The organism is Arthrobacter sp. B1I2, from assembly GCF_030816485.1.
Lineage (GTDB): Bacteria > Actinomycetota > Actinomycetes > Actinomycetales > Micrococcaceae > Arthrobacter.
Genome location: NZ_JAUSYC010000001.1, coordinates 1,986,441 through 2,011,022, shown reverse-complemented (window position 1 = coordinate 2,011,022; position 24,582 = coordinate 1,986,441). Strand labels below are relative to the sequence as shown.

The following is a 24,582-nucleotide window of genomic DNA, read 5'->3' as shown; positions in this document are numbered from 1 at the left end:
CCGTTACCGAAGGAGAACACCATGGGACTGATCGACTCCCTCAAGAAGGCCTTCAGCAAGCCCTACAAGACAATCTCCGTAACGCAGGCCAAGGAACTCCTGGGTTCCGGGGCCACGCTCATCGACGTCAGGTCAGCCCATGAATGGCGGACCGGCCGCGCGCCGCAGGCCAGGCACGTCCCCCTGGACAGGCTCCAGGGCAGTACCGCGGCAATCCCGAAGACCCGCCCTGTGATCGCAGTGTGCGCTTCCGGGGTGCGGTCCGCGTCAGCAGCCAGGCTCCTGGCCGCCAAGGGATACGACGCCTACTCACTGCGCGGCGGCATGACCGCCTGGCGCCAGGCCGGCGAACCCGTCCGCTAGACAAGCAACACGCCCACACCCAGCCAAAACCACTTCGAGGGAGAACCACCATGGCTGAAATCACCATCATCGAAGCCGACCAGCGCCGCTCCACCGCCCGGATCCTCGACGTCCGCGAGGACTTCGAAGTCGCCGACGGCATGATCCCCGGCGCCCTGCATATCCCCATGGGCCAACTGCAGGCACGCCTGGGCGAGCTGGACCCGGCCGTCCCCGTGATCGCCGTATGCCGCAGCGGCAACCGCAGCGCCGCCGTCGCCGATGCCCTCAACGGCGCCGGCTACAAAGCGGACACCATGGCCGGCGGCATGACCGCCTGGACCCGCGCCGGACTCCCCACCACCTAGCCCCCCGCCCTGCCCTTACGACACAGGGCAACCATCACCACCGGCCCGAAAGGACACGAAAGACCATGGCAACCATCGACATCACCGACCAATCCTTTGCCCAGACCCTGGAGGACAACGACATCGTCTTCGTCGATTTCTGGGCAGCCTGGTGCGGCCCCTGCCGCATGTTCGCCCCCACCTACGGCGCCGCCGCGGAACACCACCCGGACATCACCTTCGCCAAGGTGGACACCGAAGCCGAACAGGCCCTCGCCGCCGCAGCGAACATCACCTCCATCCCCACGCTGATGGCCTTCAAGGACAAGACCCTCGTCTTCTCCCAGCCCGGGGCACTCAACGCCACCGGCCTGGAGGAAGTCATCCAGGCCGTGAAAAGCCTGGACATGGACAAGCTGCGCGCCGAAGCCGGCCGCCAGCACGCCTGACCGGCCCGGGCCGCCGCACCCAAATGACCTTGGCGGCAGTCCCCTTGCGTTATACCCCTAGGGGTATCTAAACTTGTTATCAGAGACCCCCTTTCTGAAGGAGAGCCCACATGCTTATCGAGCGCATTTACGACGAAGACCTGGCCCAGGCCAGCTACCTGATCGGCTGCCAAGCCAACGGCACCGCCGTTGTTGTCGACGGCCGCCGGGACATCGCGGTCTACCAGGACCTGGCCGAAAAGAACGGCATGAAGATCGTTGCCGTCACCGAGACCCACATCCACGCCGACTACCTCTCCGGCACCCGCGAACTCGCCGCAGCGACCGGCGCCAAGGTCTACGTCTCCGGCGAGGGCGGACCGGACTGGCAGTACGAATTCGAGGGCGAGCGGCTGTACGACGGCGACACCATCACCATCGGCAACATCAGCATCAAGGCCGTCCACACCCCCGGACACACCCCGGAGCACCTGTCCTTCCTGGTCACCGACGGCGCCTTTAGCGACCAGCCCGGCTACCTGCTCTCCGGGGATTTCGTCTTCTCCGGCGACCTGGGCCGGCCTGACCTGCTGGACGAGGCAGCCGGCGGCATCGACACCCGCTTCGAGGGCGCCAAGCAGCTCTTCGCCAGCCTGCACGACAAGTTCCTCACCCTCCCGGACTACGTCCAGGTCCACCCCGCCCACGGCGCCGGCAGCGCCTGCGGCAAGGCCCTCGGTGCCATCCCGTCCTCCACGGTGGGCTACGAACGCCTTTACGCCTGGTGGGGCCCCTACCTTGCCGCAAATGACGAGCAGGGTTTCATCGACGAACTCCTGGAAGGCCAGCCCGACGCGCACGCTTACTTCGGCCGAATGAAGCGTGAAAACCGGGTAGGCCCGCCCGTCATGGGCGAACGCAACCCGCTGCAGGAACTGGACGCCGCCGTCGTGGCCCGGGGCCTGGCGGAGGACACCCTGACCTTCATCGATACCCGCTCCAACACCGAAGTCCACCAAGGCACCGTGGCCCGGTCCCTGAACGTCCCGGGCGGCAAGTCCGTGGCCAGCTACGGCGCCTGGGTGGTCAACCCGGAGACGGACAAGAACCCGCTGGTGCTCCTGGCCAAGGACCAGGAACAGGCCCAGGACATGTGGGACCACCTGGTCCGCGTAGGCATCGACAACGTGGCCGGTTACGTCACGGGCATCGAGGGGCTGCCCACCTTCACCCCCAAGCTCATCCAGCCCGGGGAACTTGAGAAGTTCGACGCCGCCATGGTCCTGGACGTCCGCAACAAGACCGAGCACACCGCCGGGCACATCCCGGGCTCGTACCAGCTCAGCGGCGGCCGCGTCATGTGGCACCTCGACGAGCTGCCCGCCGAAGGGACCATCGTGACCTACTGCCAGTCAGGCGTGCGGAACTCCGTAGCCGCCAGCGCCCTGCGCCGTGCCGGGTACGACGTCGTCGAACTCGACGGCAGCTACGCCGCCTGGACCGCCTGGCAGAACAGCGTCCCCGCCGTCTAAACAACCCACCCCAAGACCGCCCGGGCAGGACCCCCGTCGTGCCCGGGCTTCCGTACGTCCACCGAAAGACGCACCGAATGCGGTGCGGTGGTACGGTGACCGCTATGCATCTGAAGGCGTACCAGCGTGGCACCCCAACGCGGCGCCGAAAAAGCAAGTCACGGCCCACCCCAGCCAGCCACCGCCTGGCGGACTTCAGCGCAGGGCTGCGCTCGATGCCGAAACTGGTCCGCCGCTTGGCACCCCGCCACCCGGCGCAGCTGATTGTCCTGGGCTTCGCACTGGCCATCGCCGCCGGCACAGGGCTCCTGATGCTGCCGGCGGCCAAGGCCGGTCCGGGAGCCGCGTCCCTGCTCGAGGCCCTGTTCACGGCCACCTCCGCAGTTTGCGTCACCGGACTCATTACGGTGGACACGCCCGTGTTCTGGACCGGTTTTGGGCAGGTGGTGATTCTGGCACTGATCCAGATCGGCGGCTTCGGCGTCATGTCATTCGGCACGCTCCTGGGCGTGTTCGCCGCCCGCAGGCTGGGTCTGCGCTCACGGATGCTGGCCGCGGCCGAGACCAAAAGCGTCGGTTTCGGCGACGTCCGCCGGGTCCTGCTGGGCGTCTTCCTGATCACCCTTACCGTTGAGGGGACGCTTACGGTGGTCCTCACACTGCGTTTCCTGGTGGGCTACGGCTATCCGCCCGGCGAGGCCGTATGGCACGGCGTGTTCCACTCGGTGTCCGCGTTCAACAACGCCGGCTTTGCGCTTTACTCGGACAACCTGATGGGCTTTGTCGGTGACCCGTGGGTCTGCCTGCCGATCGCTGCCGGCGTGATCATTGGCGGCCTGGGCTTTCCGGTCCTGTTTGAGCTGCGGCGGCAGTACCGCCGGCCCGTTTTCTGGAGCATGAACACCAAACTTGTACTGGTGGGCACGGCGCTGCTCCTGGCCCTCGGCACGGCATTCATCACCGCGGTGGAATGGAACAATTCCGCCACCCTTGGCGGGCTTACCCCCGGTGAGCGGCTCATGGGCGGGTTCTTCCAGTCCGTCATCACCCGCACCGCGGGCTTCAACAGCATCGACGTTGGCCAGATGCATCCGGTCTCCTGGATGGGCATGGACATCCTGATGTTCATTGGCGCCGGGCCGGCCGGCACCGCCGGCGGCCTGAAGATCACCACGTTCGCCGTCCTGTTCTTTATCCTGTCAACCGAACTGCAGGGTGGTACCGCCGTGAACATCTTCGGCAAGCGGCTCTCCCGCGCCGTGCACCGGCAGGCCATCACCGTGGTGCTTCTCGCCATCGCCGTCGTCACCGCCGCCACAATGTTCCTGATGCTGATCACCGATTTCGGCCAGGAACGGATCCTCTTCGAGGTAGTCTCGGCGTTCGCCACGGTGGGCATGTCCACGGGCATAACCGCGGGCATGCCCCCTGCCGGCCAGGTGGTGCTGATCCTGCTGATGTTCATCGGCCGGCTTGGCCCCGTCACGCTGGGCACCGCCTTGGCTGTACGCAGCAAACCCATAATGTACGAATACCCCAAGGAAAGGCCCCTCATTGGCTAAGGACATGTTCATCCGGAAAGCCGGGCGTGTGGCACAGGCGGACTCCGTCGTCGTCATTGGCCTGGGGCGCTTCGGGGGCGCCCTGGCGCTGGAGCTGGAAGCCCAGGGCACGGAGGTGCTGGGCATCGACAGTGATGAGGAAATCGTCCAGTCCTACAACGGCCGGCTGACGCATGTGGTCCGGGCCGACTCCACCAAAGAGGAAGTGCTGCGCCAACTCTCCGTGCACGAATTCGACCGCGCCGTCGTAGGCATCGGAACCGACCTGGAAGCCAGCATCCTCACCACATCCCGGCTGCTCACGTTCAAGCACCCGCAGATCTGGGCCAAGGCCATCAGCGAACCGCACGCCGAAATCCTGGCGCAGCTCGGCGTCGAAAACGTCATCCGGCCTGAGCATGACATGGGCAGGAGGGTTGCGCACCTGGTCCGGGGCTCCATCCTGGACTACGTGGAATTTGAAGACGACTTCGTCATGATCCGCACCCAACCGCCGCTGGACGCCAGGAACCGGCCCCTCGGCGTACTGGGGCTGCGGGACCAGTACGGAATCACCATCGTGGCCGTCAAGAGACCCGGCGGAACCTGGCAGCACACCACGGCCCAGACGGTCCTGTACGACGACGACCAGATCATTGTGCAGGGCACCAAGAACCTGGCCGAGCGCTTTAGCACCCTGGTGTAGCGTGCCGACCAGAGGACTACCCTGAAGGAGTGGCACAGCCGACGGTACTGATCTGCGGGGCAGGTATTGCCGGGCCCACCCTGGCGTTTTGGCTGGCGAGGAATGGGTTCGCGCCGACCGTGGTGGAACGGTCCGTTGGTTTGCGTACAAGTGGCAACCCGGTGGACGTTCATGGCGACGCCACGGGGATCGCCCGGCGCATGGGCATCCTGCCCCGCCTGCAAGCAGCCGCCACCCAGGCGCCGGGGCTTACGTTCGTGACCCAGTCCGGGCACAGGATCGGCCCATTGCGGCTGGGCCGCCCCCGCGGCGACGACGTTGAGGTGCCGCGGGCTGATCTCGCCGCGATCCTCTGCGAAGCAGCCGCGGACGGCACCGAGTTCCTGTTTGGCGATTCAATCACCGCGCTGCACCAGGATGACGGGGGCGTGGACGTTACGTTCGAACACTCAGCGCCGCGACGGTTCCACCTGGTGGTGGGCGCCGACGGACTGCACTCGACCGTCCGCGGCCTGGCCTTCGGCCCGGAGGCAGACTATGTCCGCCCGCTTGGCCTGTACATTGCCACGCTCTCCCTCGGGCAGCCGGCCGCCGACCCCACTACGGTCCTCATGTACAACCAGCCCGGCTTGTCCCTGACCATTCATCCCGTCCGCGGAACTGCCGGTGCGGGATTCATTTTTCGGGGACCGAAGCATCCCGGCGCCGAGTACCGCGATCCCGAGGCCCAACGGCGGATAGTCGCAGGTGCATACACCCGATACGTTTGGCCTGTGCCGGAGTTACCTGACCTGCCCGACCAGGTGCGCGGCGCCCAAGACCTTTATTTCGACGCCGTCAGCCGGGTGCGGCTGCCGGGCTGGTCGCGCGGGCGTGTGGCCCTGCTGGCTGATGCCGCCTCGTGCGTGTCCTTGTTCGGGGACGGATCCAGCCTGGCCATGGTTGGCGCAGCCACGCTGGCGGAGGAGTTGTCAGCCGCTCCCGGCGACCCGGCGCTGGCGCTGCGGCGTTACGAATCCCGCCACCGCAGGGCCGTCAATGCCCGGCAGCGTGGCTACCGCCTCGGAGCCGCCATACTCGTCCCTGCCACCCGAGCCGGTCTCACCGCCCGCAACCTCACCGCCCGGCTGCTCCCAGGCTGATGATGATTCATGGAAACCGCGCTGCTTCTGTCCTTCGCCGCCCTGCTGCTGATTGGGGTGCTCATTTCCGAGCGCGCCCACCGGACGGTGCTGTCCACGGCCGTGCTCTTCCTGGTGGGCGGGTTCCTGCTGGGACCCGGCGCCCTGGGCTTCATCGCGGTCTCCGCGGACGACCCGATTGTCGGAGGCCTGGCCCAGCTGGCACTGTTTTCGGTCCTCTTCACGGATGGGATGCGCGTTGGTTTCGGTGACCTGCGCTCCGCCTGGCGCCTGCCCGGCCGGGCCCTGCTGCTGGGACTGCCGCTAACCCTCGCCCTGACCGCAGTGTTTGCCCACGCCGTGGCCGGGCTGCCCTGGCTGGAATCCTTCCTCCTGGGGGCCATCCTGGCCCCTACTGACCCGGTGTTTGCGGCCGCGATTGTGGGCCGGGAAGAGGTGCCGGGCAGGCTCAGGCACCTCCTCAACGTTGAATCCGGCGTCAATGACGGCCTGGCCCTGCCCATCGTTCTCATCCTGCTGGCCGCCGCCGGCGGCAGCGAAGCCCACGGTGAGCAGCTGCTGTTCGAAATTGTCCTGGGCATCGTGGTCGGCGTAGTGGTGCCGGCGGTCGTCCTTGCACTCGAACGGCTTTCCTGGCTGCAGGCCACAACGTCGTTGCAGCCGCTCCTGGCGGTATCCATCGGAATCCTGGTGTTTGCCATTTGCCAGGCGGGCCACGCCAACCTCTTCCTGGGGGCATTCGCTGCCGGCATAACGGTGGCTACCCTTGGCCGGGGACTCCGGCACGAGTTTGAGCAGTTCGGTGAACTGGTCACCGAACTGCTCAAACTGGCAGCCATCATGGTCTTCGGTGCCTTGATCACCCCGGCCTTCCTCTTCCGGGAGATCCCCTTGGCCGGTTGGATCTTCGCCCTCCTGGCGCTGCTCATTGCCAGGCCGCTGGCCCTCCTGGTGTCCTTCCTCGGGGCCAAGTTGAGTATCCGCGAGCAGGCGGCCGCCATGTGGTTCGGGCCTAAAGGGTTCGCCTCAGTGGTGTACGGCTTGATCATCCTGGAATCCGGAATCGCCCGCGCGGATGAGATCTACCACCTGGTAGCCCTGGTGATCGTGCTCTCCATCCTGTCGCACTCTTCCACCGACGTTCTCATAGCCCGCCAGTTCGCTGCACGGCCGCCGGATACGGCACAACGGGCGAAACATGCATGAAAGGGTGGGGCGCCCGCCCGTGGCCGGGGGCAGGAACGGAAGCCCGCGGGCGGTGCGGTCGCGGGCTGTTCTTCTGGTGGGGTTCGCCTTCGCGGTGATGGCGGATCCGGTGTCCTCGGTTGCCTACGCAGTGGAGGCAGCGGCGCGGGCCCTGAACAACGACTTGGGTTTGCTGCTCGCCACCATGGGCCTGGTGGTGGGGATCATCGCCCTGGTTGTCCTGAATTACCGGCAAATCGTCGCGCGGTATCCCAGGGGCGGCGGCGCGCCTGCGGCCACCGCCGAAGCCTTCGGAGAGGGGTGGGCGTTCCTGCCGGTGGGGGCACTGGTGGTGGACTTCACCCTCACCATCGCCATCAGCGTCGCCGCCTCGGCCTCTGCTGCGATCGCGCTCTTCCCTTTCCTGGCACCGTGGCGCACCCTGATCGCCGTCGGACTCGTCTGCCTGGTGGCCTGCGTGACCTTGCTCGGGCACCTGGGCCGGCTGGTTTTCGCTGGTCTGACCCTGGCGTTCGTTGCGTCCGCCATCATGGTCCTGACGTTTGGTCTTTTTGCAGCTCCTGACGGCCCGGGACCGGCTGCGGGGGCCGGTGGCGGGGCAGCCGGCGGCGGGCCGGCGGGCATCGTGCCGGTAGTGCTTGCCTTCCCGGTGGCGATGGCCCTCGCCACCGGTGTGGAGGCGCCGTCCACGGCGATCGCGGAGCTCGACGAGCTGGACGACGACGGGCGGCGCCGCTTCGGCAAGCTGACCCTGTGGATGATGCTTGGCATTGTGGGGGTCCTGACGATGGGTCTGGCGGCCGAGGTGGCAAACCTGCGAATAGGGCTTCCGGAGGGCGAGACCACAATGATCGCGGAGCTGGCCCGGCGCTCCTCCCCGCCCGCGATGTTCGCCGTCTTCCAGCTGGTGACTGGACTGCTGTTGCTCTCCGCCGCGTCCTCCTCGTTCCAGGCCGGCCCGGGGCTCTTGAAAGCCCTGGCCCGGAAAGGGGACGGGACGGAGGATGACGTCGGTGCTCTTCCCGCAGTGCTCGGGCTGACGAATTCACGCCACTCCCCTTATTGGGGCACACTGCTGTTCGCGGTCCTCGCGGTGGTCCTGGCCGCAGCCGCGGGCGGAAACGAGCAGACGCTGGTGTTGTTTTACGCGGTTGCGGTCTTCCTGAGCTTCCTCGCGGGCCTCGCATCGATGGCGGTCTTTTCGAAACGTGAGGGCCGCCGCGGGTATCTGCTCATGAACTGTGCCGGTGTCCTGATCGTCGCGTTCACGCTCGTCGTGAATCTCCTGCGCGGACTTCCATTGTTCAGCGTCGCAGCCTCTTTGGTGGTGGCGGGGATCTTCTACTGGATGTGGGTCCGGGCCGGGAAGCCGCAAGGGCTTCATGCAGCCAGGCCCACAGGGCGGGGCTGAGCGGGTGGCCCTGGCAGCCCTTGATGACGTCCCGGCGGGCCGCGTGCGTGTGCCGTCTGGCACCCGGGTCTCCCGCATGACGGCGACGGCGACGGCGGTGCCCGCGCCGCCGTCGCCGGTTCCCCCGGAAAAGTGCTCGCCGCAGACCTCCTCACGGCGCAGACGGGCATCCATTCGCAGGTGGCCCGCCAGATCCTTCGCAGCATCGCCAAGTAGTGGTTGGATGGGGTCCCGGGTTTACTTTCGTTTGTCCCTCGCGAGTTCCAAGGAGTTGCCGTGCGTGCCGTGGACCTGCAAGTTTCCCTGCCAGTGGTCCGCCGCGAAACCACAGCGGTGGAGGCCGGCCGTTTGATTGCGGACAGCGGACTGGTGGGGCTTGTCATAGCGAACAGGCGCGGCATACCCACGGCGATCGTTTCCGCGGTGGATGTGCTGCGGCTCATGATCCCGGGATACCTTCTCGATGACGTCTCGCTGGCAGCCGTCTTCGACGAGGACGCGGCCGGTGAGGTGTGGGAGCACATTTCGGACCGGAGCGTTGGCGAAATGCTTGACGATGAGGGGGTGGCCATCCACAAGATCCTTTCCGTCGAGTCCGACGCCACCCTGGTGGAGATCGCGGCACGCATGGTGGACGCCAGGACCCAGATTGCGCTCATCCGTGATTCGCCCCCGGACGCGCCGATGTTCATCACGCTTCCCGCCGTCATCAACGCCGTCCTGGCCACTGCCGGCGGTGCCGGGTCCGGAGTTGCAGGGCAGTGACCGTCCAGGTGGTCCTTGCGCTCGCCATCTTCGTGGCAGCCTACGTACTCATCGCCACTGAAAAGATTCCGCGGCTGACCACGGCCCTGGGCGGAGCCGCCGCGATGGTCCTGATCGGCGCCACGAACGACGCTGGGATGTTCTTTTCCCCCGAGAGCGGGATCGACTGGAATGTCATCTTCCTTCTGCTGGCCATGATGATGATCGTGGGCATCATCCGGCAGACCGGCCTCTTCGAGTTCCTCGCCATCTGGGCAGCGAAAAAGGCCCGGGGCTATCCGTTCCGGATCATGGTGATCCTGGTAGTGATCACCGCCGTGCTCTCGGCGTTCCTGGACAACGTAACCACCGTCCTATTAACCGCCCCGGTCACGCTCCTGGTCTGCGAGCGGCTCGCGGCGCCGCCGGTCCCCTTCCTGATCGCGGAAGTGATGGCAAGCAACATTGGCGGCACATCCACCCTCATCGGCGACCCGCCAAACATCATCATCGCCAGCCGCGGCGCCCTGACCTTCAACGATTTCATCATCAACCTCGCGCCGATAGTCGCGGTCCTCCTGGTGGTTTTCATCGGGCTGTGCCGGGTCATGTTCCGCTCGGCGTTCCGTTTCCACCCGGACCGGGCCGCACGCGTCATGGCGCTGAATGAAAAGGAGGCCCTGGGCGAAAAGCCGTTGCTGATCAAGTCGCTGCTGGTGGTGGGACTGGTGCTTGCCGGCTTTGTTGCCCGCCCGCTGCTGGGCCTGGCACCATCCGTGGTGGCGATGCTGGGAGCGGGTTTGTTGGTCCTGCTGGCCCGCCTTGAGCCGCGAAAGGTGTTCGCCGACGTCGAATGGGAAACGCTGTTGTTCTTCGCCGGCCTGTTCATCATGGTGGGTTCGCTGGTCAACCTGGGGGTGGTCGAGGCTGTGGGTGAGTCCATGGCAGGCCTGATCGGGGAGCAGTACGATGTGGCCGCCCTGGCGTTGCTGGGAGGTTCAGCGGTGGTGTCGGGCATCATTGACAACATTCCCTATGTGGCCACGCTGGCCCCCATCACACAAAGCCTGGTGGAGGCAGGTGGCGATCCGGCCAGGCCCCTTTGGTGGGCCCTGGCACTGGGCGCGGACCTGGGCGGCAACGCCACCGCTGTAGGCGCCAGCGCCAACGTGGTGGTCATTGGCATAGCGAAACGGTACGACCACCCGATTTCCTTCTGGACGTTCACCAAGTACGGGTTGGTTGTCACCGCGGTCACCATTGGGATCTGCATGCCCTACCTGTATTTCCGCTACTACATGTTCTGATTCCAGGCCGTGCATGCAGCCGCTTCAGCCACGCGCGGCAAGGTAGTTGACCAGCCCGTCCACGGTTGCCACCGCCGGGTAGTCGGCCTCCGGGATATCCACGCCCGTGGACTCTGCAATGACCTCCACCACGTGAAGGAAATCCAGCGAGTCCAGCTCCAGGTCCTGGCGCAGCCTCGCGCCGCCTTCCAGGTCTCCAGGTTCGACGTCGGGCGCCACCTTCCCGATCGCCGTCTCCACTGCCTGTCGCGCGTCCTGTTGGTTCACAGCTCCTCCGGTTTCTGCAGCAGTTCGTCAATGCGCGCCAGGAAACGCCCGCCGCGCAGCCCGTCACTCACCCGGTGGTCCGCGGACAACGTGGCGGTGGCGGCGTGCCGGATTCCCAGCATCCCGTTGTGTGCCCACGGCTGCTCCAGGACCTTGCCGAACCCCACCATGGCCACCTGCGGCGGGTAAATCACCCCGTACACGCTTTCGACGCCGAGATCGCCCAGGTTGGTGACGGTGATGGTGGGATCGGCCATCTCGGCGCGCTGCAGCCGGCCGGCGCGGGCGCGGCTGACCAGGTCGCGCAGCTGGACCATGAGGTCATCCAGGCTGAGTGTGTCGGCGTCGTGCAGGGCGGGTGCCACCAGCCCGCCGTGCCGCAGGGCCACCGCCACACCCAGGTGCACCTCACTGCTGGGATGGAACGCGCCTTTGGTGAAGAAACCGTTCATGTCCGGCACCTCCTTCGCCGCGAGCGCGGTCGCCTTCAGCAGCAGCGCGGACGGCACCAGCCGCGCCGAGACCGGCCGCTGCTGGTTCGCCGCCTGCATCCACGCCATGGCCGCCGCCAGGTCCAGGGTGGTGGACAGGTAATAGTGCGGGATCTCCTTCTTGGAGCGGGACATCAGCGCGCCAACCGCCTGCCGCAGGCTTTCCGCCTTGGTGCCGGCCGCCGTCGGCCGTTTCTGCCTAGGTGCCTCCTCAACGGCTTCGTGCGGCGGTTCCGGCGGTTGGGCTGCCGACGGCGGTGCTTCCGCCGTCGTCTCCGCCCGGGGTCCCCGGGGCGGGACAGCGGCCAGGACGTCCTCCTCCGTCACGGCGCCGCCAGGGCCCGTCCCCGCAATGCCGGGCAGGTCGACGCCAAGCTCTGCAGCGAGCCGCCGGGCCAGCGGTGACGACCGCACCCGGCGGCCCGCGCCCTCCGCGGGTTCCGGCGGGACTTCCGTTGCCGCTGCCCGGGCGGGCCCGGCGTCGGCGGCGGACGCTGCTGCGGCGCGTTCGACGTCGTCCCTGGTCACCTCGCCGTTCGTGCCGCTGCCACTGATGCGTCCGACGTCGACCCCCAGTGTGTGCGCCAGGTGGCGGACGGGCGGCGGGACGGGGTGGGCGGGCGTTGGCTCAGGGGGCGTCACAGGTGACCGCGCGTGGGTGGAAGCCGCGCCGGAAGTGGGCGGGGGTGGGGAGGGCGGGAGCTCTGCGGGCGTGGCAGTGATCCGGGCGATGGGCGTGCCCACCTGCACGGTGTCGCCGATGTCAACCAGGAACTCGGCCACCACGCCTTCCTGGAACGACTCGATGTCCATGACGGTCTTGTCCGTGTCCACGGCCGCCACCAGGTCGCCCTTGTGGACGTAGTCCCCCGGCTTGACCAGCCACTCCACCACCTTGCCGTGCTCCATGTCCGCGCCCAGGGACGGCATCCGGAACTCAGCCATCGGCCCCCACAGCCCTTCGCGCGGCGGCCATGACCCGCTCCACCGACGGCAGCGCGGCCTCCTCCAGGTGCTTGGCGTACGGGATGGGGACCTCCAGGCTGCACACCCGTTCCACGGGGGCGTCGAGATCGAAGAAGGCCTGCTCACAGATTCTGGCCGAGATCTCGGCGGAGATGCTGCCGCTGCGCCAGCCCTCGTCCACCACCACCGCCCGGTGCGTCCTGGCCACGCTGTCCAGGACCGTGTGTGCGTCCAGCGGGCGGAGGGTGCGAAGGTCGATCACGTCCGTGTCGATGCCCTCCCCGGCCAGCTGGTCCGCGGCGTCCAGCACCATGGGCAGGGTGCCGCCGTACGTGATGAGGGTCAGGGTGTCCCCGTTTCGGTGCCCCTGGCCGTCCGCCTGCCGCCGGACCGCTGCCTTGTCGATGTCCACGGCGCCGGCGTCGTCGTCGAGCTCCCCGGCCATGTTGTACAGGGAGCCGTGCTCGAAAATCAGCACCGGGTCCGGGTCCTGGAGCGCCGTCCAGAGCATGCCGCGGGCATCGGCCAGGGTGGCGGGGGCAAGGATGCGCAGGCCGGGGATGTGGGCGTACCAGCCCTCCAGGCTGTGCGAATGCTGCGCGCCAAGCTGCCTGCCCGCACCGGTGGTCATCCGGATGACGATGGGCACGTTGAACTGGCCGCCCGACATGTGCAGGAGGGTGGCGGCGTTGTTGATGATCTGGTCCAGCGCCAGCAAGCTGAAGTTGACGGTCATGATCTCCACGACGGGCCGCATCCCGCCCAGCGCCGCCCCGATCCCCGCGCCAACGAACCCGGATTCGGACAGCGGCGTATCGCGGATCCGCTCCGGCCCGAATTCCTCCAGCAGGCCCAGGCTGACGGCGAAGCTGCCGCCGTACCGACCCACGTCCTCGCCCATGAGGAACACCCGTTCGTCGCGCTGCATTGCATCGCGGAGGCCCGCACGCATGGCTTCCCGGTAGGTGGTTTTCATCCTGCGGCCCCGCCTTTCCCTGCTGTCGTATCCGGCTCCGGCGTGCCGCCAGCGCCCGTGTAGCCACCGTCATCTGGCCGGTCGCTGTAGACGAAGCGGGTCAGTTCGGACACCGGTTCCGGCGTGCCGTTCTCGGCGAATCCGACGGCGGTGCTGATTTCCGAGTCCACGTCCGCCTTGAGCCTGTCCCACTCCTCCGCCGGCAGCTCGCCCGCCGCCTGCATGACGCCCTGCAGCAGGCTGATGGGGTCCCGCTCCATCCACCGGACCACCTCGGATTTCTCCCGGTACAGTTCGGGATCGAACATGGAGTGGGCACGGAACCGGTAGGTGCGCAGCTCCAGGAAGTGCGGTCCGCCGCCGGACCGCACGGCGTCCACGGCGCGCCGGGCTGCCTCCTCCACGGCGAGCACGTCCATGCCGTCCACGGCCCACGCGGAGATCTCGTAGCCGGCGGCCTTGAGGGCAATGTCCGGCTGCGATTCGGAGCGGCCCAGCGCGGTTCCCATGGCGTAGAGGTTGTTTTCGCAGCAGAAGAGCACGGGCAGCTGCCACAGCGCGGCCAGGTTCATGCTTTCGTGGAACTCGCCTTCGGCCACCGCGCCTTCGCCGAAGAAGCAGACGGTCACCCGCTGGCGCCCTGCCATCCGGTCCGCGAGCGCCAGGCCGACGGCGAGCGGCAGCCCGCCTGCCACGATCGCGTTTCCGCCGTAGAAGCGGGTGGCCGCGTCGAAGAGATGCATGGAACCGCCGCGGCCCCGGCAACAGCCCTCGGCGTGGCCGTACATCTCGGCCAGGATGGCCCCTGCGGAGACGCCGCGCAGGAGGGCATGGCCGTGTTCCCGGTAGGTGGCCACCACCGCGTCATCCGGCGCCAGGGTTTCCATCACCCCGGCGGCCACGGCCTCCTCGCCGATGTAGACGTGCAGGAATCCACGGATCTTGGCGGCGCTGTAGAGCTCGATGCACTTTTCCTCGAGCCGGCGGACCCGCAGCATCTGCCGCAGGAGGTGCAGTGCGTGCTCCGCGTCGGGTATGCCCTGGTTCCGGAGGCTGCTCATGGCCGGTCCTTGTGGCTGCCAAGTGCAGGCCCTGCCGGGGATTCAAGCGTTGACGTATCGCCTTCCGGCAGTCCGAGTTCACGGGACTTGAGGAGCCGGCGGAGGATCTTGCCGCTGCGCGTCTTGGGCAGGCTGGTAGTGAAGTCCAGCAGCCGGGGTGCCACCGCTGCGCCGAGCCGTTTCCGGGCGAAGCCGATGATCTCCAGCTGCAGGGCCTCGCTCGGTTCGTTGCCCGGCTTGAGTTCCACGAACGCCTTGACCACTTCCCCGGCCACGGGGTCGGGCACCCCGATCACGCCGGCTTCGGCCACTGCCGGATGCTCCATCAGGCAGCTCTCCACTTCGAAGGGACCGATCAGGTGGCCGGAGGACTTGATCACGTCGTCGCCGCGGCCAACGAACCAGAAGTAGCCGTCGCCGTCGCGCTTTGCCAGGTCACCGGTGAGGTACCAGCCGCCCGCGAAGCAGCGCCGGTAACGCTCGTCCTCGTGGAGGTACCCGCGGAACATGGACGGCCAGCCGGGGCGCAGCGCCAGCTCTCCCATGGCGTCCGGCTCGGTGACCAGGACCGCCTGGCCGTCCTTGAGGACGGGATTGCCGTCGGCATCCCGTGCCACCAGGGCCGCCTCGATCCCGGGGAGCGGCCGGCCCATGGAGCCGGGACGGATATCCATGGCGGGGTAGTTGGCAATCATGATCCCGCCGGTCTCGGTCTGCCACCAGTTGTCGTGCACCGGCAGTCCCAGGACGTCCTGGCCCCACACCACGGCCTCCGGGTTCAGCGGCTCCCCCACGCTGGCGATGAAGCGCAGCGCGGAGAGGTCGTGGCCGGCGGCACGTTCTGCGCCGGCTTTCATGAGCATCCGCAGTGCCGTGGGGGCGGTGTACCAGACCGTGACCCGCTGGCCGGCAAGGATCCGGTACCAGCGGTCCGCGTCCAGCTCCTCCTCGTCCACGATGGCGGTGACCCCGTGCACCAGCGGCGCGATGATGCCGTAGGACGTGCCGGTCACCCAGCCTGGGTCCGCGGTGCACCAGTAGATGTCTTCAGGGTGCAGGTCCAGCGCGAAGCGGCCGGTGGCGTAGTGGGCGGCGACGGCGTCGTGGACGTGGATGGCGCCCTTCGGTGTGCCGGTGGTTCCGCTGGTGAAGTGCAGCAGGGCCATATCCTCGGGCTGGGTGTCCGCGATGTCGTGGCCCGGCTGCGGGGCCTGCGACAGGAGTCCGGCCAAATCCAGGGTGCCCGGTTCGGGATTGCCGTCCGCGTCCACCAGCAGTACGTGGCGGAGTTCGGGAAGGGAGTCCCGCACAGGAGCCACCTTTTTGCGGTACAGCGCCCTGGTGGTCACCAGCACCCGGCCGGTTCCGAGGTGCAGCCGCTGCCGGACCGGTTCGGGGCCGAAGGCGGAGAAGAGCGGGCAGAAGACGCTGCCGTTCTTGAAGGTGCCCAGCACGGCGACGTACAGCTCGGGCCTGCGGCCCAGGAGTGAGAAGACCCGCTCGCCGCGCCCCACTCCGAGGCTCTTGAGCATGGCGGCGAACCTGCTGCTCTGGCTGGCAAGGTCCGCGTAGCTCAGGGACCGGGTGCCGCCGTCGGCCCGGACAAAGCGCAGGGCTTCCTTGCCGCCGCGGCCTTCCGCCACATGGCGGTCCACGGCCTCGTAGGCGATGTTCAGCCCCCGCCCGCCGGGCAGTCCGGCCAGCGCCTGCCGCGCCTGGTCCCAGCTGAAGTCCCGCCGGGTGGCGTCATAATCCAGCAGGTTGGGCTGCACCGGGAAGGCGGCCACGTCCTTGGTGATGGCATGCCAGCGCGTGGAGCCCGCAACTCCGGTGGTCATGGTGCTCCTCTGGTCCATCATGGTCCTTTGGTAGTGGGCTGGAATGTCCTCTGGCGGTGCGGGTGTCGCGGGTCTGGGGACCCGCCGGTGTTTCCCCGGTTCATTCCCTGGCCTCCGGCAAGGACCGCCCCACCGGTGACGGCAGGAGGTAGTGCCGGAACCAGTCGGCGGCCAGGGTGGCGGCCATGGCCAGGGTTCCGGGTTCCTCAAAGAGGTGGGTGGCCCTCGGAACGATCTCCAGCCGGGTGGGGGCCTGCATCCGTGCCATGGCCTGGCGGTTGAGGGCCAGCACCTGGGTATCGGCGCCGCCCACGATCAGGAGGGTGGGTGCCTTCACGGCGGCCAGCCGCGGGCCGGCCAGGTCCGGCCGGCCGCCCCGGGATACGACGGCGGCAACCTGCGCGCCGGGCTCGGCCGCGGCCCACAGCGCCGCGCCCGCTCCGGTGCTCGCCCCGAAGTAGCCCACCCTGCCCATGGAACCGTCATGCCGCGCTTCCAGCCAATGGGTTGCGTAGGAAAGCCGCTGGGCCAGCAGGCCTATATCGAACACGTTGGCACGGTTGACTTCCTCCTCCGGCGTGAGCAGGTCCAGGAGCATGGTCCCCAGGCCCGCCCCGTGCAGGACCGAGGCCACAAAACGGTTGCGGGTGCTGTGCCGGCTGCTGCCGCTGCCGTGGGCGAAAAGGACCGTCCCGTCGCACCTGGCCGGCAGGTAGAGGCTTCCGCGCAGCTGCACCCCTCCAGCCGGGATATCGACGTCCTCTTCTAGGCTGCCGTTTTCTCCTCCGTCGCCACCTTGGTGCAGTGGGCTCGCGGCGGCGTCCAACAGCTGCACCACCTCGCTGTCCTCGGTGGGCGAGAAGTCGTGGTAGTAGTAGCCCACGGCCTGGAAGTCCTGGGGCGCGAGCAGGCAGACAACGTCGTCCGGTTCCTTGAGCTCCACGATGGCGCGGGCAGGGGCAACAGGAACCGCAAGGATCACTTTCGCCGCGCCGAGTTGCCGGGCCACCTGGCAGGCAACCCTGGCGGTGGAGCCGGTGGCGATGCCGTCGTCCACAATGACAACCGTCCGTCCGCTGATGTCGATAGGCCGGCGCCCCTGGCGGAACCGCGCCACCCTGCTTTCCAGCAGGGCGCGCTCCTGCCGTTCAACCTGCTGCAGGTCCTCCTGGGAAACCCGCGCAACGGAGATGGTCCGTGGATCCAGGACCCGGATGTTTCCCTCCCCGATGGCTCCCATGGCCACCTCGGGCTGGAAGGGAACGCCCAGTTTCCGCACCACGATCACGTCCAGCGGCGCTTCGAGTGCCTTGGCCACCTCGAATGCCACGGGGACGCCGCCGCGGGGCAGGCCCAGCACCACCACGTTCCGTCCGCGCAGGCCGGCGAGCCGCTTTCCCAGCCGCCGCCCGGCGTCGGACCTGTTGTGAAAGGCAACCATCCCTGTCACCCAAAGCCCGTCCTAATAACGCCGCCATGGCCCTTGGCCTGCGGACGCAGGCCAAGGGACACATGGCGGGACTTACCGGTTAATGCGAGACGCGGTAGGTGTGGCGGACGTCGGTGCTTGGCTTGATGGCGGCCGCTGTTACCACCAGCGCCACTGCCCCTGCAATCCACGATGTCCACGCAGCGCCGGTCGCGCCCGTGTAGGACCCCAGCCACGGCGAGAGGATCAAGAGGGCGGCAAGGACAGCCTGGGCGTATTCCATGACCGGTGTTCCGGGCATGGCCAGGTTAATGATGCCGCTGATGATCAGGAGTCCGCCGAAGAGGAGCATGAAGGTGGTGGACATGTTCTGCTGCCGTGTCCACAGGACCGCGATGGCGGTGAAGAGACCGGCGGCGACCGTTACGTAGTCCTGCCACCGATACCACTTTTTCACTGTAATTCCTTTCAGATCCGGGCAGGTAGCCTTGCGCGTTTCCGTCCCGGGAGGGCGTAAACCGCCCATGCTGCAAGTCAACGCCTGCAGGTCACCACCTTCTAGGGCAGAAAGACCTACGGCTGAAGGGCGGGGCCGTGCGGCCGGTTTAACGGCCAATTCACAGCCTTTGCCCCTGCAAAACGCGGCATCGGTGTGCAAGAGTGAGCCCAGCGCTGGGGCGTAGGTGGAAACAAGACCGCGGAGGCCGCCCGTGAACCGAAGATCAGTGCGTTCCTCCGCTGCCCTGCGGCGGCACTCCCCGGCGTTGTTGCCGGTGCTGGCACTGTTCCTGTCCGCCCTCGTGGCCTGCCAGGCTCCCGCGCCGTCTCCGGCGCCCCAAGACGCCACGCCCTCCCAAGATGCCACACCCTCCGAAGGCGCCCCGCCCTCCCAAGACGCCCCGCCGCAGCAGGCAGGTTCCCGGAAGGCAGGCACGCCCCAGCATGTGTTCGTGATCAACCTCGAAAACAAGGGCTACGACGAGGTATGGGGTGGCAACTCCCCCGCCCCGTACCTGTCCGGAACGCTCCGGAAGAAGGGCGTGCTGCTCAGGAACTACTACGGCATAGCCCACCACTCCCTGCCCAACTATCTGGCCCAGATTTCCGGGCAGCGGCCCAACGGCGATACCGAGGAGGACTGCGGGACCTATACCGAGTTCAGCTCCACGGGTACCGACGGGGCGGGCACGCTGCAGGGCCAGGGCTGCGTCTACCCGGAGCAGACCCAGACCCTGGCCGGGCAGCTGAGCGCCCAGGGCAAGACCTGGAAGGGCTACATGGAGGACATGGAGCAGCCCTGTGAGCACCCGGTCCTGGGAGAATCCGACAACCACTCCAAGGCCAACGCGGACGGTGGGTACTCCACGCACCACAATCCCTTCGTCTACTTCCGTTCCATCACGTCGTCGCCGGAGTGCGCCAGGAACGTGGTCAACTTTTCGGAGCTTGCGGGCGATTTGAAGTCCGCGGACACCACACCGAACCTTGCCTACATCACCCCCAACCTCTGCCACGACGGGCACGACAGCACCTGCGCTGACGGCACCAATGGGGGCCTGGGGGCGGTGGACGGGTGGCTCAAGCACCAGGTGCCGGCCATCCTGTCCTCCCCGGCGTACAAGCAGGATGGCATGCTGGTCATCACCTTCGACGAGGCCGAGGGCGGCGCCGCGGGCCCCTCTGCGGGAGACGCGGGAAGTCCCGCCGGCGGTGCTGCCGGGGGCAGGGTGGGCACGCTGGTCCTCTCCCCGTTCAGCGCCCCGGGCACCTCGTCAGACCAGGCCTACAACCACTACAGCCTGCTGGCCACCATCGAGGATTTCTTCCACCTCCCGCGGCTCGGGCTGGCCGGCGACCCCGGCATGAAGACCTTCGGCAGCGACGTCTTCCGGCCAGGGTCCTGAGGTGCGGCCGCCAGGGAAGGGCCGACGGCGGACTGTCCTGGCCGCTGCCGTGACAGTGGCGGTTTTGGTGATTCTCGCCGTCGTAGTTCCCGCCGCACTGCGCGCCTGGACATCCTCCGCGCCTGATCCGGGGATCTCCAAAATCAAGCACGTGGTGATCATTACCCAGGAAAACAGGTCCTTCGACAGCTACTTCGGCACCTACCCCGGCGCCGACGGCATCCCCATGAAGGACGGCCAGCCCGCGGTGTGCCTCCCGGACCCGGCCCACGGCGGCTGTTCACGGCCCTTCCACGACCGCACCAACATCAACGCGGGCGGCCCCCACAGCCCGGCTGACGCAGCGGCCGACATCAACAACGGCGCCATGGACGGGTTCGTGGCCCAGGCCGAAAAGGACATCGCCCACTGTGCGCCCACTGCCACTGACTGCCGGTACGGCCCGAAGGCCACGGACGTGCTGGGTTACCACGACCGCAATGAGCTGCCCGCCTACTGGGCCTACGCCGACAACTTCGTGCTGCAGGACCGCATGTTCACGTCCGCGGCCGCCGGGAGCCTTGCAGCCCACCTCTACCTGGTGTCCGAATGGGCCGCCAAGTGCACCAGGGCCGGGGACCCGTCGTCGTGCACTGATGCGCTGCTGAGCCTGGACCCGGAGCCGGAAAAGCAGGAACTTGAGGAAAGCCTGATCGGCAGGTGCCGGGCCGGGGCTGACCTGGCGCCCTGCCGGGATGCCCTGCAGGCGGTGGGCATCAGCCCCGACCTTGCCGCCCAGATCGGCCAGCTTGTCAGTACCAACTGCAAGCCCACCGATTCATACCCTGCCTGCCGCGCCGCCGTCGACTCGGCGGACGTCCCCGCGGCCCTGAAAGAGAAGCTGACAGAGGCGGCCAGGAACCTCAAGCTGCCGAACTACGCCTGGACCGACCTGACCTACCTGCTGCACAAACACTCGGTGAGCTGGGCCTACTACGTGTTCGAGGGCACCGAACCTGACTGCCGCAACGATGCCGCCACCTGCACCCCTGTGGAGCAGGACGCCGAAACACCGGGGCGGTGGAACCCGCTTCCGTACTTCGACACCGTGAAGGAGAACGGCGAACTGGGCAACATCAAGCCGCTGGACGGCTTCTACGACGACGCCCGGAACGGCAGGCTTCCCGCCGTCACCTGGGTGGCGCCCACCGACTTGGTCAGCGAACATCCGCCGGCCAAGATCAACACAGGGCAGCAATATGTGGCCGGGCTGGTCAACGCCATCATGAGCGGTCCGGACTGGGAAAGCACGGCCATCTTCCTCACGTGGGATGACTGGGGCGGGTTTTACGACCACGTTGTCCCGCCCGTGGCCGACGGCAACGGCTACGGGCTGCGCGTCCCCGCCCTGGTGATCAGCCCCTACGCGAAGAAGGGGTACATCGACCACCAGGTCCTCAGCCACGATGCCTATTTCAAGTTCATCGAGGATGACTTCCTGGGCGGCGAGCGCATCGACCCCGCCACCGACGGCCGGCCGGACAACCGCCCCGGGGTCCGCGAGAACAACCCGCAGCTGGGAGACCTGGCCGCCGCCTTCGACTTCACCCAGGCGCCAAGGCCACCGTTCATCCTTCCCAACGCCACCACCTACTGACGCCTGCTTGGGGTTTAGGACGCCTCCAGCGTGCAGTTCGCCGCGTCCTCCACCACCCGCTCCAGGTCCCCGGTGCGGTGCAGCACCTCCATTTGGCGGACCGCGCCCGGGCCGTCGGCGAGCACGCTGTCCACCAGTTCCTCCACCCGGTGCAGGTCCCCCATGTCCTCCAGCGCGCCGCGGATGTGGTTCAGCAGTGAATTTACGACGGCGAGCGCGGGCGCCGGGCGGTGCGTTTGCGGATCCAGCAGCTCACCCCGGAGACCCCAACGGCTGGCTTTCCACCCGGCCAGCCGGAGCAGTGCCGATGGCACGGCCACGGGTTCGGTGCCCTCCCGCCATTCGCGGGCGGCGGTTTCCACCAGGCCCCTGGCGATCCCCGCCAGGAGGACGGTGTTCTCCGGCCGCAGGCACACGTCGGCCACCCGGATCTCCACGGTGGGATAGTGCCGCGAGAGGCGGGCGTCGAAGTAGATCATGCCTTCATCCATGGCGACGCCGGTGCTCACCATGTCGTGGACCAGCTGGTGGTAGGAGTCCGGGGTGCCCAGGATCTCCAGCGGCCCGGCGGAGGGCCAGCGGTTCCACACCTGGGAGCGGTAGCTGGCGTAGCCGCTGTCCTTTCCGTGCCAGAACGGGGAGTTGGCGCTGAGCGCGATGAGTACCGGCAGCCAGATACGGATGCGGTCCAGCACGGCCACGGCTTCCTCCGGCGACTCCACCGAGACGTGGATGTGGCAGCCGCAGGTGAGCTGTTCCCTGGCGGTCAGGCCGTATTCCTCCGTCATCGCCTTGAACCTGCGCAGCTGCACGGGGTGGGGATCAGCGGGCAGCGGCGAGGTGCCCAGCGCGGCCACCCTGACCCCCACGTCCTCCGCAGCCTGGTGGGCTATGGCCCGCCCGGCGACGATGTCCTGTTGAAGGGCGTCCAGCGTGGCGTGCGGCGGTGTGACCACCTCGATCATTTCCTGCTGGAACTCAGCCGTGAGGACGGGCCCGGCCCCCGCCTTCAGCGGGCGGACGTACAGGTTCAGAAGTTCCCCGGCCATGGGCACTGCCTCCCCCTTGGAGGTGTCCACCAGGAGCAGTTCCTCCTCGATGCCGAACGTCCGCTTCCCCGCACCGGCCCCGCCGGTGCCGTCATTGCCGTAGGTGTCCATCGTCGTCGTCCCCTCTCCCCTGCTTCGCTGCAAGTTCCTCCCAGAAGCAGGCCAGCGTAACCGCCCCGTTCACCAGGACATCAAGGCTGGCGCTCTCGTCGCTGTCATGCCAGTGGTCTTCCACCAGTCCGGTGCCGAAGAACAGCACGGGTGCAGCGAGGGTGCGGCTGAGCAGTTCGGCAGGGCCACCGCCCGCGTTGCCCATCCGCCCGGTCCGGTCCGCGTTGAAACCCAGCGCCATGGCCTTTTCCAAAGCGGCGACGGCGGGGTGGTCCGGCGTGCGGTACGGCTCCTGGGCCGTTTCCAGGTCAGGGACCAGGCTGTGGCCGAAGGCATTACCGATGGTGGCGGCCACCCACTCCTGCAGCTGGGTGGCAATCTTCTCCAGCCGCTGGCCGGGAACGGTGCGGAAGCTGAGGTCCGCGGAGGCAACCGCGGGTACGGCGGCACGGGACACGCCCAGCGGGTCGCCGGCAATGATGGATGTGACCTCGACGGCGGGGCGCAGCCACAGCCGCTCCAGCACCGTATATCCCTTCTCCCCGGTGATGGCTCCGGTTTCGGAGCGGGCCAGCCAGTCCTCCTCACTGAAGGGCAGGTCCGCCAGGGCGTTCCGGAGGTCGGCCGGGAGGGGCTCGACGTCGTCGTAAAACCCGGGAATGGCCACGCGGCCGTCCTGGTCATGCATGATCCCCAGCAGCCGGCCCAGCTCGAAGGCGGGGTTGGGTGCGTTCCCCGACACCGCGCCGCTGTGCACGTCCCGCCCGGGCCCGTACACCTCCAGGTGCGCACTCAGCATGCCGCGCAGGCTCACGCAAACGGCCGGGTGTTCGGCGTGCCAGAGGAGGGTGTCGGAGAAGAGGACCAGGTCTGCGGCGAACCGTTCCCGGTTGCCTTCCAACAGCTTGGCCAGGTGCGGGGAGCCGCCTTCCTCCTCCCCTTCGATGAGGAACTTCAGGTTGATCCTGGGGGCGCTACCGGTGGTTGGGTCCGGCGAAACCCCCAGGTGGGCGCGGACAGCTTCAAGGTGCGCCAGGACCTGGCCCTTGGCGTCCGAGCTACCCCTGCCGTACAGCCGGCCTTCGCGGAGCACCGGTTCGAATGGTGCCGTCAGTGCCCAGTTCTCCGGTTTGGCAGCACGGACATCGTGGTGGCTGTACACCAGGACGGTGGGCGCCCCCGGGGCTCCGCACCACTCTGCGTATACAGTGTGGGACTCCCCTGTGGGCAGTACCTCCACCACAGGGAAGCCCGCTTCACGGAACTCGGCGGCAAGCCAGTTGGCCGAGCGGAGCAGGTCCTGGGCATGTTCCGGAGTGCCCAGGATGCCGGGGATACGGACCCACTCGGCCAGCCGCCGCTGCAGCTCCGCTTCCCGTGAGCGGACAAGGGCGCGCAGGTGCCGGGCGCCGTCGTGCTCCTGTGGGCTGCCGGCACGCTGGTGGTCCTGCACGTCCATCTCCGTCCCCTCGGTCCGTCAGCGCGGCTGTGCCGGGTTGGTGGGATCGCCCTGCGATGGCGGGTTGACCGGCGGCCCCGGGACCCGGGACGGCTGCGGCGTGGCAGGGCTGGCGGGAACCTCCGGCGTGGGCGGGGTGCGCGTGCCGCTGGGCTCGGCGCCGTTCTGCAGGGCCTGCAGCCGTTGCTCCAGGATCTGGAGGATGGGCAGCCGGTTGCCGTGCGCCTTCTCGTACGCAACCAGTTGCGATACATCCGCTTCAGTCAGGCCGGTGATCCGCGTCGGCAGCGTTCCAGCCGGCAGATGGTCGTAATCCGGCAGGGGCAGGTCGCTGTGCTTGGGGACATCCTGCTGGGGAACTTCATGCTGGGGTGCGTCATTCATGGTTCTGCCTCCTTGGGTGATTCCTTGTTCCTCGGTCATTCCCGCTACCTAGTTAGTAAGTACGCTTACTTGTTTTACCGTACCCGGAGGATTGGCGTTGGTACAGGGCCTAAAACGCCCATTCCATGCCGGGCCATGCTGCCCAGCGCCCGGCTGTACATCCGGCTGTACATCCCCCGACAGGTCGGGTAAATTCGAACTTGTGACGGGAACCACGCTCCCGTCCTCCTCGGACCCCCTGCACCGGCCCGTCAGGAGTAGCTGCTGTAGTGCAACGGCAGCGCAGGACGCAGCAGCGAAAGAGC

At 67.7% G+C, this 24,582-nt stretch carries 23 protein-coding genes; 13 read left to right on the top strand and 10 right to left on the bottom strand.

Annotation, left to right across the window (positions count from 1 at the left end):
• Positions 1-21: 21 nt before the first annotated feature.
• The 11 genes from QFZ57_RS09335 to QFZ57_RS09285 all read left to right on the top strand — a co-directional run bounded on the left by QFZ57_RS09335 (position 22) and on the right by QFZ57_RS09285 (position 10,706).
• Positions 22-363, top strand: a complete 342-nt coding sequence (locus QFZ57_RS09335; protein WP_306899722.1) for a rhodanese-like domain-containing protein — start codon at positions 22-24, stop codon at positions 361-363.
• A 50-nt stretch (positions 364-413) separates the two neighbouring features.
• Entirely contained in the window at positions 414-710 is a 297-nt protein-coding gene (locus tag QFZ57_RS09330; RefSeq protein WP_306899720.1) for a rhodanese-like domain-containing protein, read from the top strand.
• A gap of 65 nt (positions 711-775) precedes the next feature.
• A complete protein-coding gene (gene trxA / locus QFZ57_RS09325) occupies positions 776-1,138 on the top strand; it encodes a thioredoxin (protein WP_306899717.1) in 363 nt (120 codons plus the stop codon).
• A gap of 110 nt (positions 1,139-1,248) precedes the next feature.
• Positions 1,249-2,649 (top strand): MBL fold metallo-hydrolase, encoded by a 1,401-nt coding sequence (locus QFZ57_RS09320; protein WP_306899715.1) that lies wholly within the window; start codon positions 1,249-1,251, stop codon positions 2,647-2,649.
• Positions 2,650-2,864: 215 nt separating this feature from the next.
• Positions 2,865-4,211: a TrkH family potassium uptake protein gene (locus tag QFZ57_RS09315; protein WP_306632472.1), complete on the top strand. Its 1,347-nt coding sequence runs from the start codon at positions 2,865-2,867 to the stop codon at positions 4,209-4,211.
• A complete protein-coding gene (locus QFZ57_RS09310; RefSeq protein WP_306630153.1) occupies positions 4,204-4,896 on the top strand; it encodes a potassium channel family protein in 693 nt (230 codons plus the stop codon). Before QFZ57_RS09315 ends, QFZ57_RS09310 begins: the two co-directional genes overlap by 8 nt.
• A 29-nt stretch (positions 4,897-4,925) precedes the next feature.
• Positions 4,926-6,038 (top strand): FAD-dependent monooxygenase, encoded by a 1,113-nt coding sequence (locus tag QFZ57_RS09305; protein WP_306899710.1) that lies wholly within the window; start codon positions 4,926-4,928, stop codon positions 6,036-6,038.
• A 9-nt stretch (positions 6,039-6,047) separates the two neighbouring features.
• Positions 6,048-7,244, top strand: coding sequence for a cation:proton antiporter domain-containing protein (locus QFZ57_RS09300; RefSeq protein ID WP_306899708.1), 1,197 nt, complete (start codon positions 6,048-6,050; stop codon positions 7,242-7,244).
• Positions 7,237-8,655 carry an amino acid permease gene (locus tag QFZ57_RS09295; RefSeq protein ID WP_306899704.1) on the top strand — a complete coding sequence of 473 codons (1,419 nt, stop codon included), beginning with the start codon at positions 7,237-7,239 and terminating at the stop codon, positions 8,653-8,655. The genes QFZ57_RS09300 and QFZ57_RS09295 overlap by 8 nt, the downstream gene beginning before the upstream one ends.
• A gap of 276 nt (positions 8,656-8,931) precedes the next feature.
• Positions 8,932-9,420: a hypothetical protein gene (locus QFZ57_RS09290; RefSeq protein WP_306630148.1), complete on the top strand. Its 489-nt coding sequence runs from the start codon at positions 8,932-8,934 to the stop codon at positions 9,418-9,420.
• Positions 9,417-10,706 carry an ArsB/NhaD family transporter gene (locus QFZ57_RS09285; protein WP_306899702.1) on the top strand — a complete coding sequence of 430 codons (1,290 nt, stop codon included), beginning with the start codon at positions 9,417-9,419 and terminating at the stop codon, positions 10,704-10,706. Before QFZ57_RS09290 ends, QFZ57_RS09285 begins: the two co-directional genes overlap by 4 nt.
• Before the next feature lie 24 nt (positions 10,707-10,730).
• Here QFZ57_RS09285 and QFZ57_RS09280 read toward each other — a convergent pair whose 3' ends face one another.
• The 7 genes from QFZ57_RS09280 to QFZ57_RS09250 all read right to left on the bottom strand — a co-directional run bounded on the left by QFZ57_RS09280 (position 10,731) and on the right by QFZ57_RS09250 (position 18,191).
• Positions 10,731-10,973, bottom strand: a complete 243-nt coding sequence (locus QFZ57_RS09280) for an acyl carrier protein (protein ID WP_306899698.1) — start codon at positions 10,971-10,973, stop codon at positions 10,731-10,733.
• Positions 10,970-12,409 carry a 2-oxo acid dehydrogenase subunit E2 gene (locus tag QFZ57_RS09275; RefSeq protein ID WP_306899696.1) on the bottom strand — a complete coding sequence of 480 codons (1,440 nt, stop codon included), beginning with the start codon at positions 12,407-12,409 and terminating at the stop codon, positions 10,970-10,972. The genes QFZ57_RS09280 and QFZ57_RS09275 overlap by 4 nt, the downstream gene beginning before the upstream one ends.
• Complete coding sequence (locus tag QFZ57_RS09270) at positions 12,402-13,406, bottom strand: alpha-ketoacid dehydrogenase subunit beta (RefSeq protein ID WP_306630142.1); 1,005 nt, start codon at positions 13,404-13,406, stop codon at positions 12,402-12,404. Before QFZ57_RS09270 ends, QFZ57_RS09275 begins: the two co-directional genes overlap by 8 nt.
• Positions 13,403-14,467, bottom strand: a complete 1,065-nt coding sequence (pdhA, locus tag QFZ57_RS09265; protein ID WP_306899694.1) for a pyruvate dehydrogenase (acetyl-transferring) E1 component subunit alpha — start codon at positions 14,465-14,467, stop codon at positions 13,403-13,405. Before pdhA ends, QFZ57_RS09270 begins: the two co-directional genes overlap by 4 nt.
• Positions 14,464-16,305: an acetate--CoA ligase gene (gene acsA, locus QFZ57_RS09260; protein ID WP_306899692.1), complete on the bottom strand. Its 1,842-nt coding sequence runs from the start codon at positions 16,303-16,305 to the stop codon at positions 14,464-14,466. The genes pdhA and acsA overlap by 4 nt, the downstream gene beginning before the upstream one ends.
• A gap of 100 nt (positions 16,306-16,405) precedes the next feature.
• Positions 16,406-17,746: a phosphoribosyltransferase gene (locus tag QFZ57_RS09255; protein ID WP_306899690.1), complete on the bottom strand. Its 1,341-nt coding sequence runs from the start codon at positions 17,744-17,746 to the stop codon at positions 16,406-16,408.
• Positions 17,747-17,834: 88 nt separating this feature from the next.
• The gene (locus QFZ57_RS09250) at positions 17,835-18,191 is read right to left on the bottom strand and encodes an SPW repeat domain-containing protein (protein WP_306630138.1); all 357 of its coding nucleotides are present in this window, start codon (positions 18,189-18,191) and stop codon (positions 17,835-17,837) included.
• A 253-nt stretch (positions 18,192-18,444) separates the two neighbouring features.
• Here QFZ57_RS09250 and QFZ57_RS09245 point away from each other — a divergent pair, with 253 nt between their 5' ends.
• Positions 18,445-19,638 (top strand): alkaline phosphatase family protein, encoded by a 1,194-nt coding sequence (locus QFZ57_RS09245; RefSeq protein WP_306899688.1) that lies wholly within the window; start codon positions 18,445-18,447, stop codon positions 19,636-19,638.
• A 1-nt stretch (position 19,639) separates the two neighbouring features.
• Complete coding sequence (locus tag QFZ57_RS09240; RefSeq protein ID WP_306899686.1) at positions 19,640-21,274, top strand: alkaline phosphatase family protein; 1,635 nt, start codon at positions 19,640-19,642, stop codon at positions 21,272-21,274.
• A 14-nt stretch (positions 21,275-21,288) separates the two neighbouring features.
• Here QFZ57_RS09240 and QFZ57_RS09235 read toward each other — a convergent pair whose 3' ends face one another.
• From QFZ57_RS09235 to QFZ57_RS09225, 3 genes are read right to left on the bottom strand one after another with little or no spacing between them, the layout of a single operon-like run.
• Positions 21,289-22,434 (bottom strand): carboxylate-amine ligase, encoded by a 1,146-nt coding sequence (locus QFZ57_RS09235; RefSeq protein ID WP_306899683.1) that lies wholly within the window; start codon positions 22,432-22,434, stop codon positions 21,289-21,291.
• Positions 22,415-23,893, bottom strand: a complete 1,479-nt coding sequence (locus tag QFZ57_RS09230) for a M20/M25/M40 family metallo-hydrolase (RefSeq protein ID WP_306899681.1) — start codon at positions 23,891-23,893, stop codon at positions 22,415-22,417. Before QFZ57_RS09230 ends, QFZ57_RS09235 begins: the two co-directional genes overlap by 20 nt.
• 18 nt (positions 23,894-23,911) lie before the next feature.
• The gene (locus tag QFZ57_RS09225; RefSeq protein ID WP_306630132.1) at positions 23,912-24,277 is read right to left on the bottom strand and encodes a hypothetical protein; all 366 of its coding nucleotides are present in this window, start codon (positions 24,275-24,277) and stop codon (positions 23,912-23,914) included.
• Between the last annotated feature and the right edge of the window lie 305 nt (positions 24,278-24,582).

Coding starts and splice junctions, on each gene's coding strand:
- trxA (WP_306899717.1), top strand. CDS start 776: ATGGCAACCATCGACATCACCGACCAATCCTTTGCCCAGACCCTGGAG.
- QFZ57_RS09225 (WP_306630132.1), bottom strand. CDS start 24,277: ATGAATGACGCACCCCAGCATGAAGTTCCCCAGCAGGATGTCCCCAAG.
- QFZ57_RS09315 (WP_306632472.1), top strand. CDS start 2,865: ATGCCGAAACTGGTCCGCCGCTTGGCACCCCGCCACCCGGCGCAGCTG.
- QFZ57_RS09295 (WP_306899704.1), top strand. CDS start 7,237: ATGCATGAAAGGGTGGGGCGCCCGCCCGTGGCCGGGGGCAGGAACGGA.
- QFZ57_RS09275 (WP_306899696.1), bottom strand. CDS start 12,409: ATGGCTGAGTTCCGGATGCCGTCCCTGGGCGCGGACATGGAGCACGGC.
- QFZ57_RS09270 (WP_306630142.1), bottom strand. CDS start 13,406: ATGAAAACCACCTACCGGGAAGCCATGCGTGCGGGCCTCCGCGATGCA.
- QFZ57_RS09335 (WP_306899722.1), top strand. CDS start 22: ATGGGACTGATCGACTCCCTCAAGAAGGCCTTCAGCAAGCCCTACAAG.
- QFZ57_RS09255 (WP_306899690.1), bottom strand. CDS start 17,746: ATGGTTGCCTTTCACAACAGGTCCGACGCCGGGCGGCGGCTGGGAAAG.
- acsA (WP_306899692.1), bottom strand. CDS start 16,305: ATGACCACCGGAGTTGCGGGCTCCACGCGCTGGCATGCCATCACCAAG.
- QFZ57_RS09320 (WP_306899715.1), top strand. CDS start 1,249: ATGCTTATCGAGCGCATTTACGACGAAGACCTGGCCCAGGCCAGCTAC.
- QFZ57_RS09235 (WP_306899683.1), bottom strand. CDS start 22,434: ATGGACACCTACGGCAATGACGGCACCGGCGGGGCCGGTGCGGGGAAG.
- pdhA (WP_306899694.1), bottom strand. CDS start 14,467: ATGAGCAGCCTCCGGAACCAGGGCATACCCGACGCGGAGCACGCACTG.
- QFZ57_RS09230 (WP_306899681.1), bottom strand. CDS start 23,893: ATGGACGTGCAGGACCACCAGCGTGCCGGCAGCCCACAGGAGCACGAC.
- QFZ57_RS09330 (WP_306899720.1), top strand. CDS start 414: ATGGCTGAAATCACCATCATCGAAGCCGACCAGCGCCGCTCCACCGCC.
- QFZ57_RS09300 (WP_306899708.1), top strand. CDS start 6,048: ATGGAAACCGCGCTGCTTCTGTCCTTCGCCGCCCTGCTGCTGATTGGG.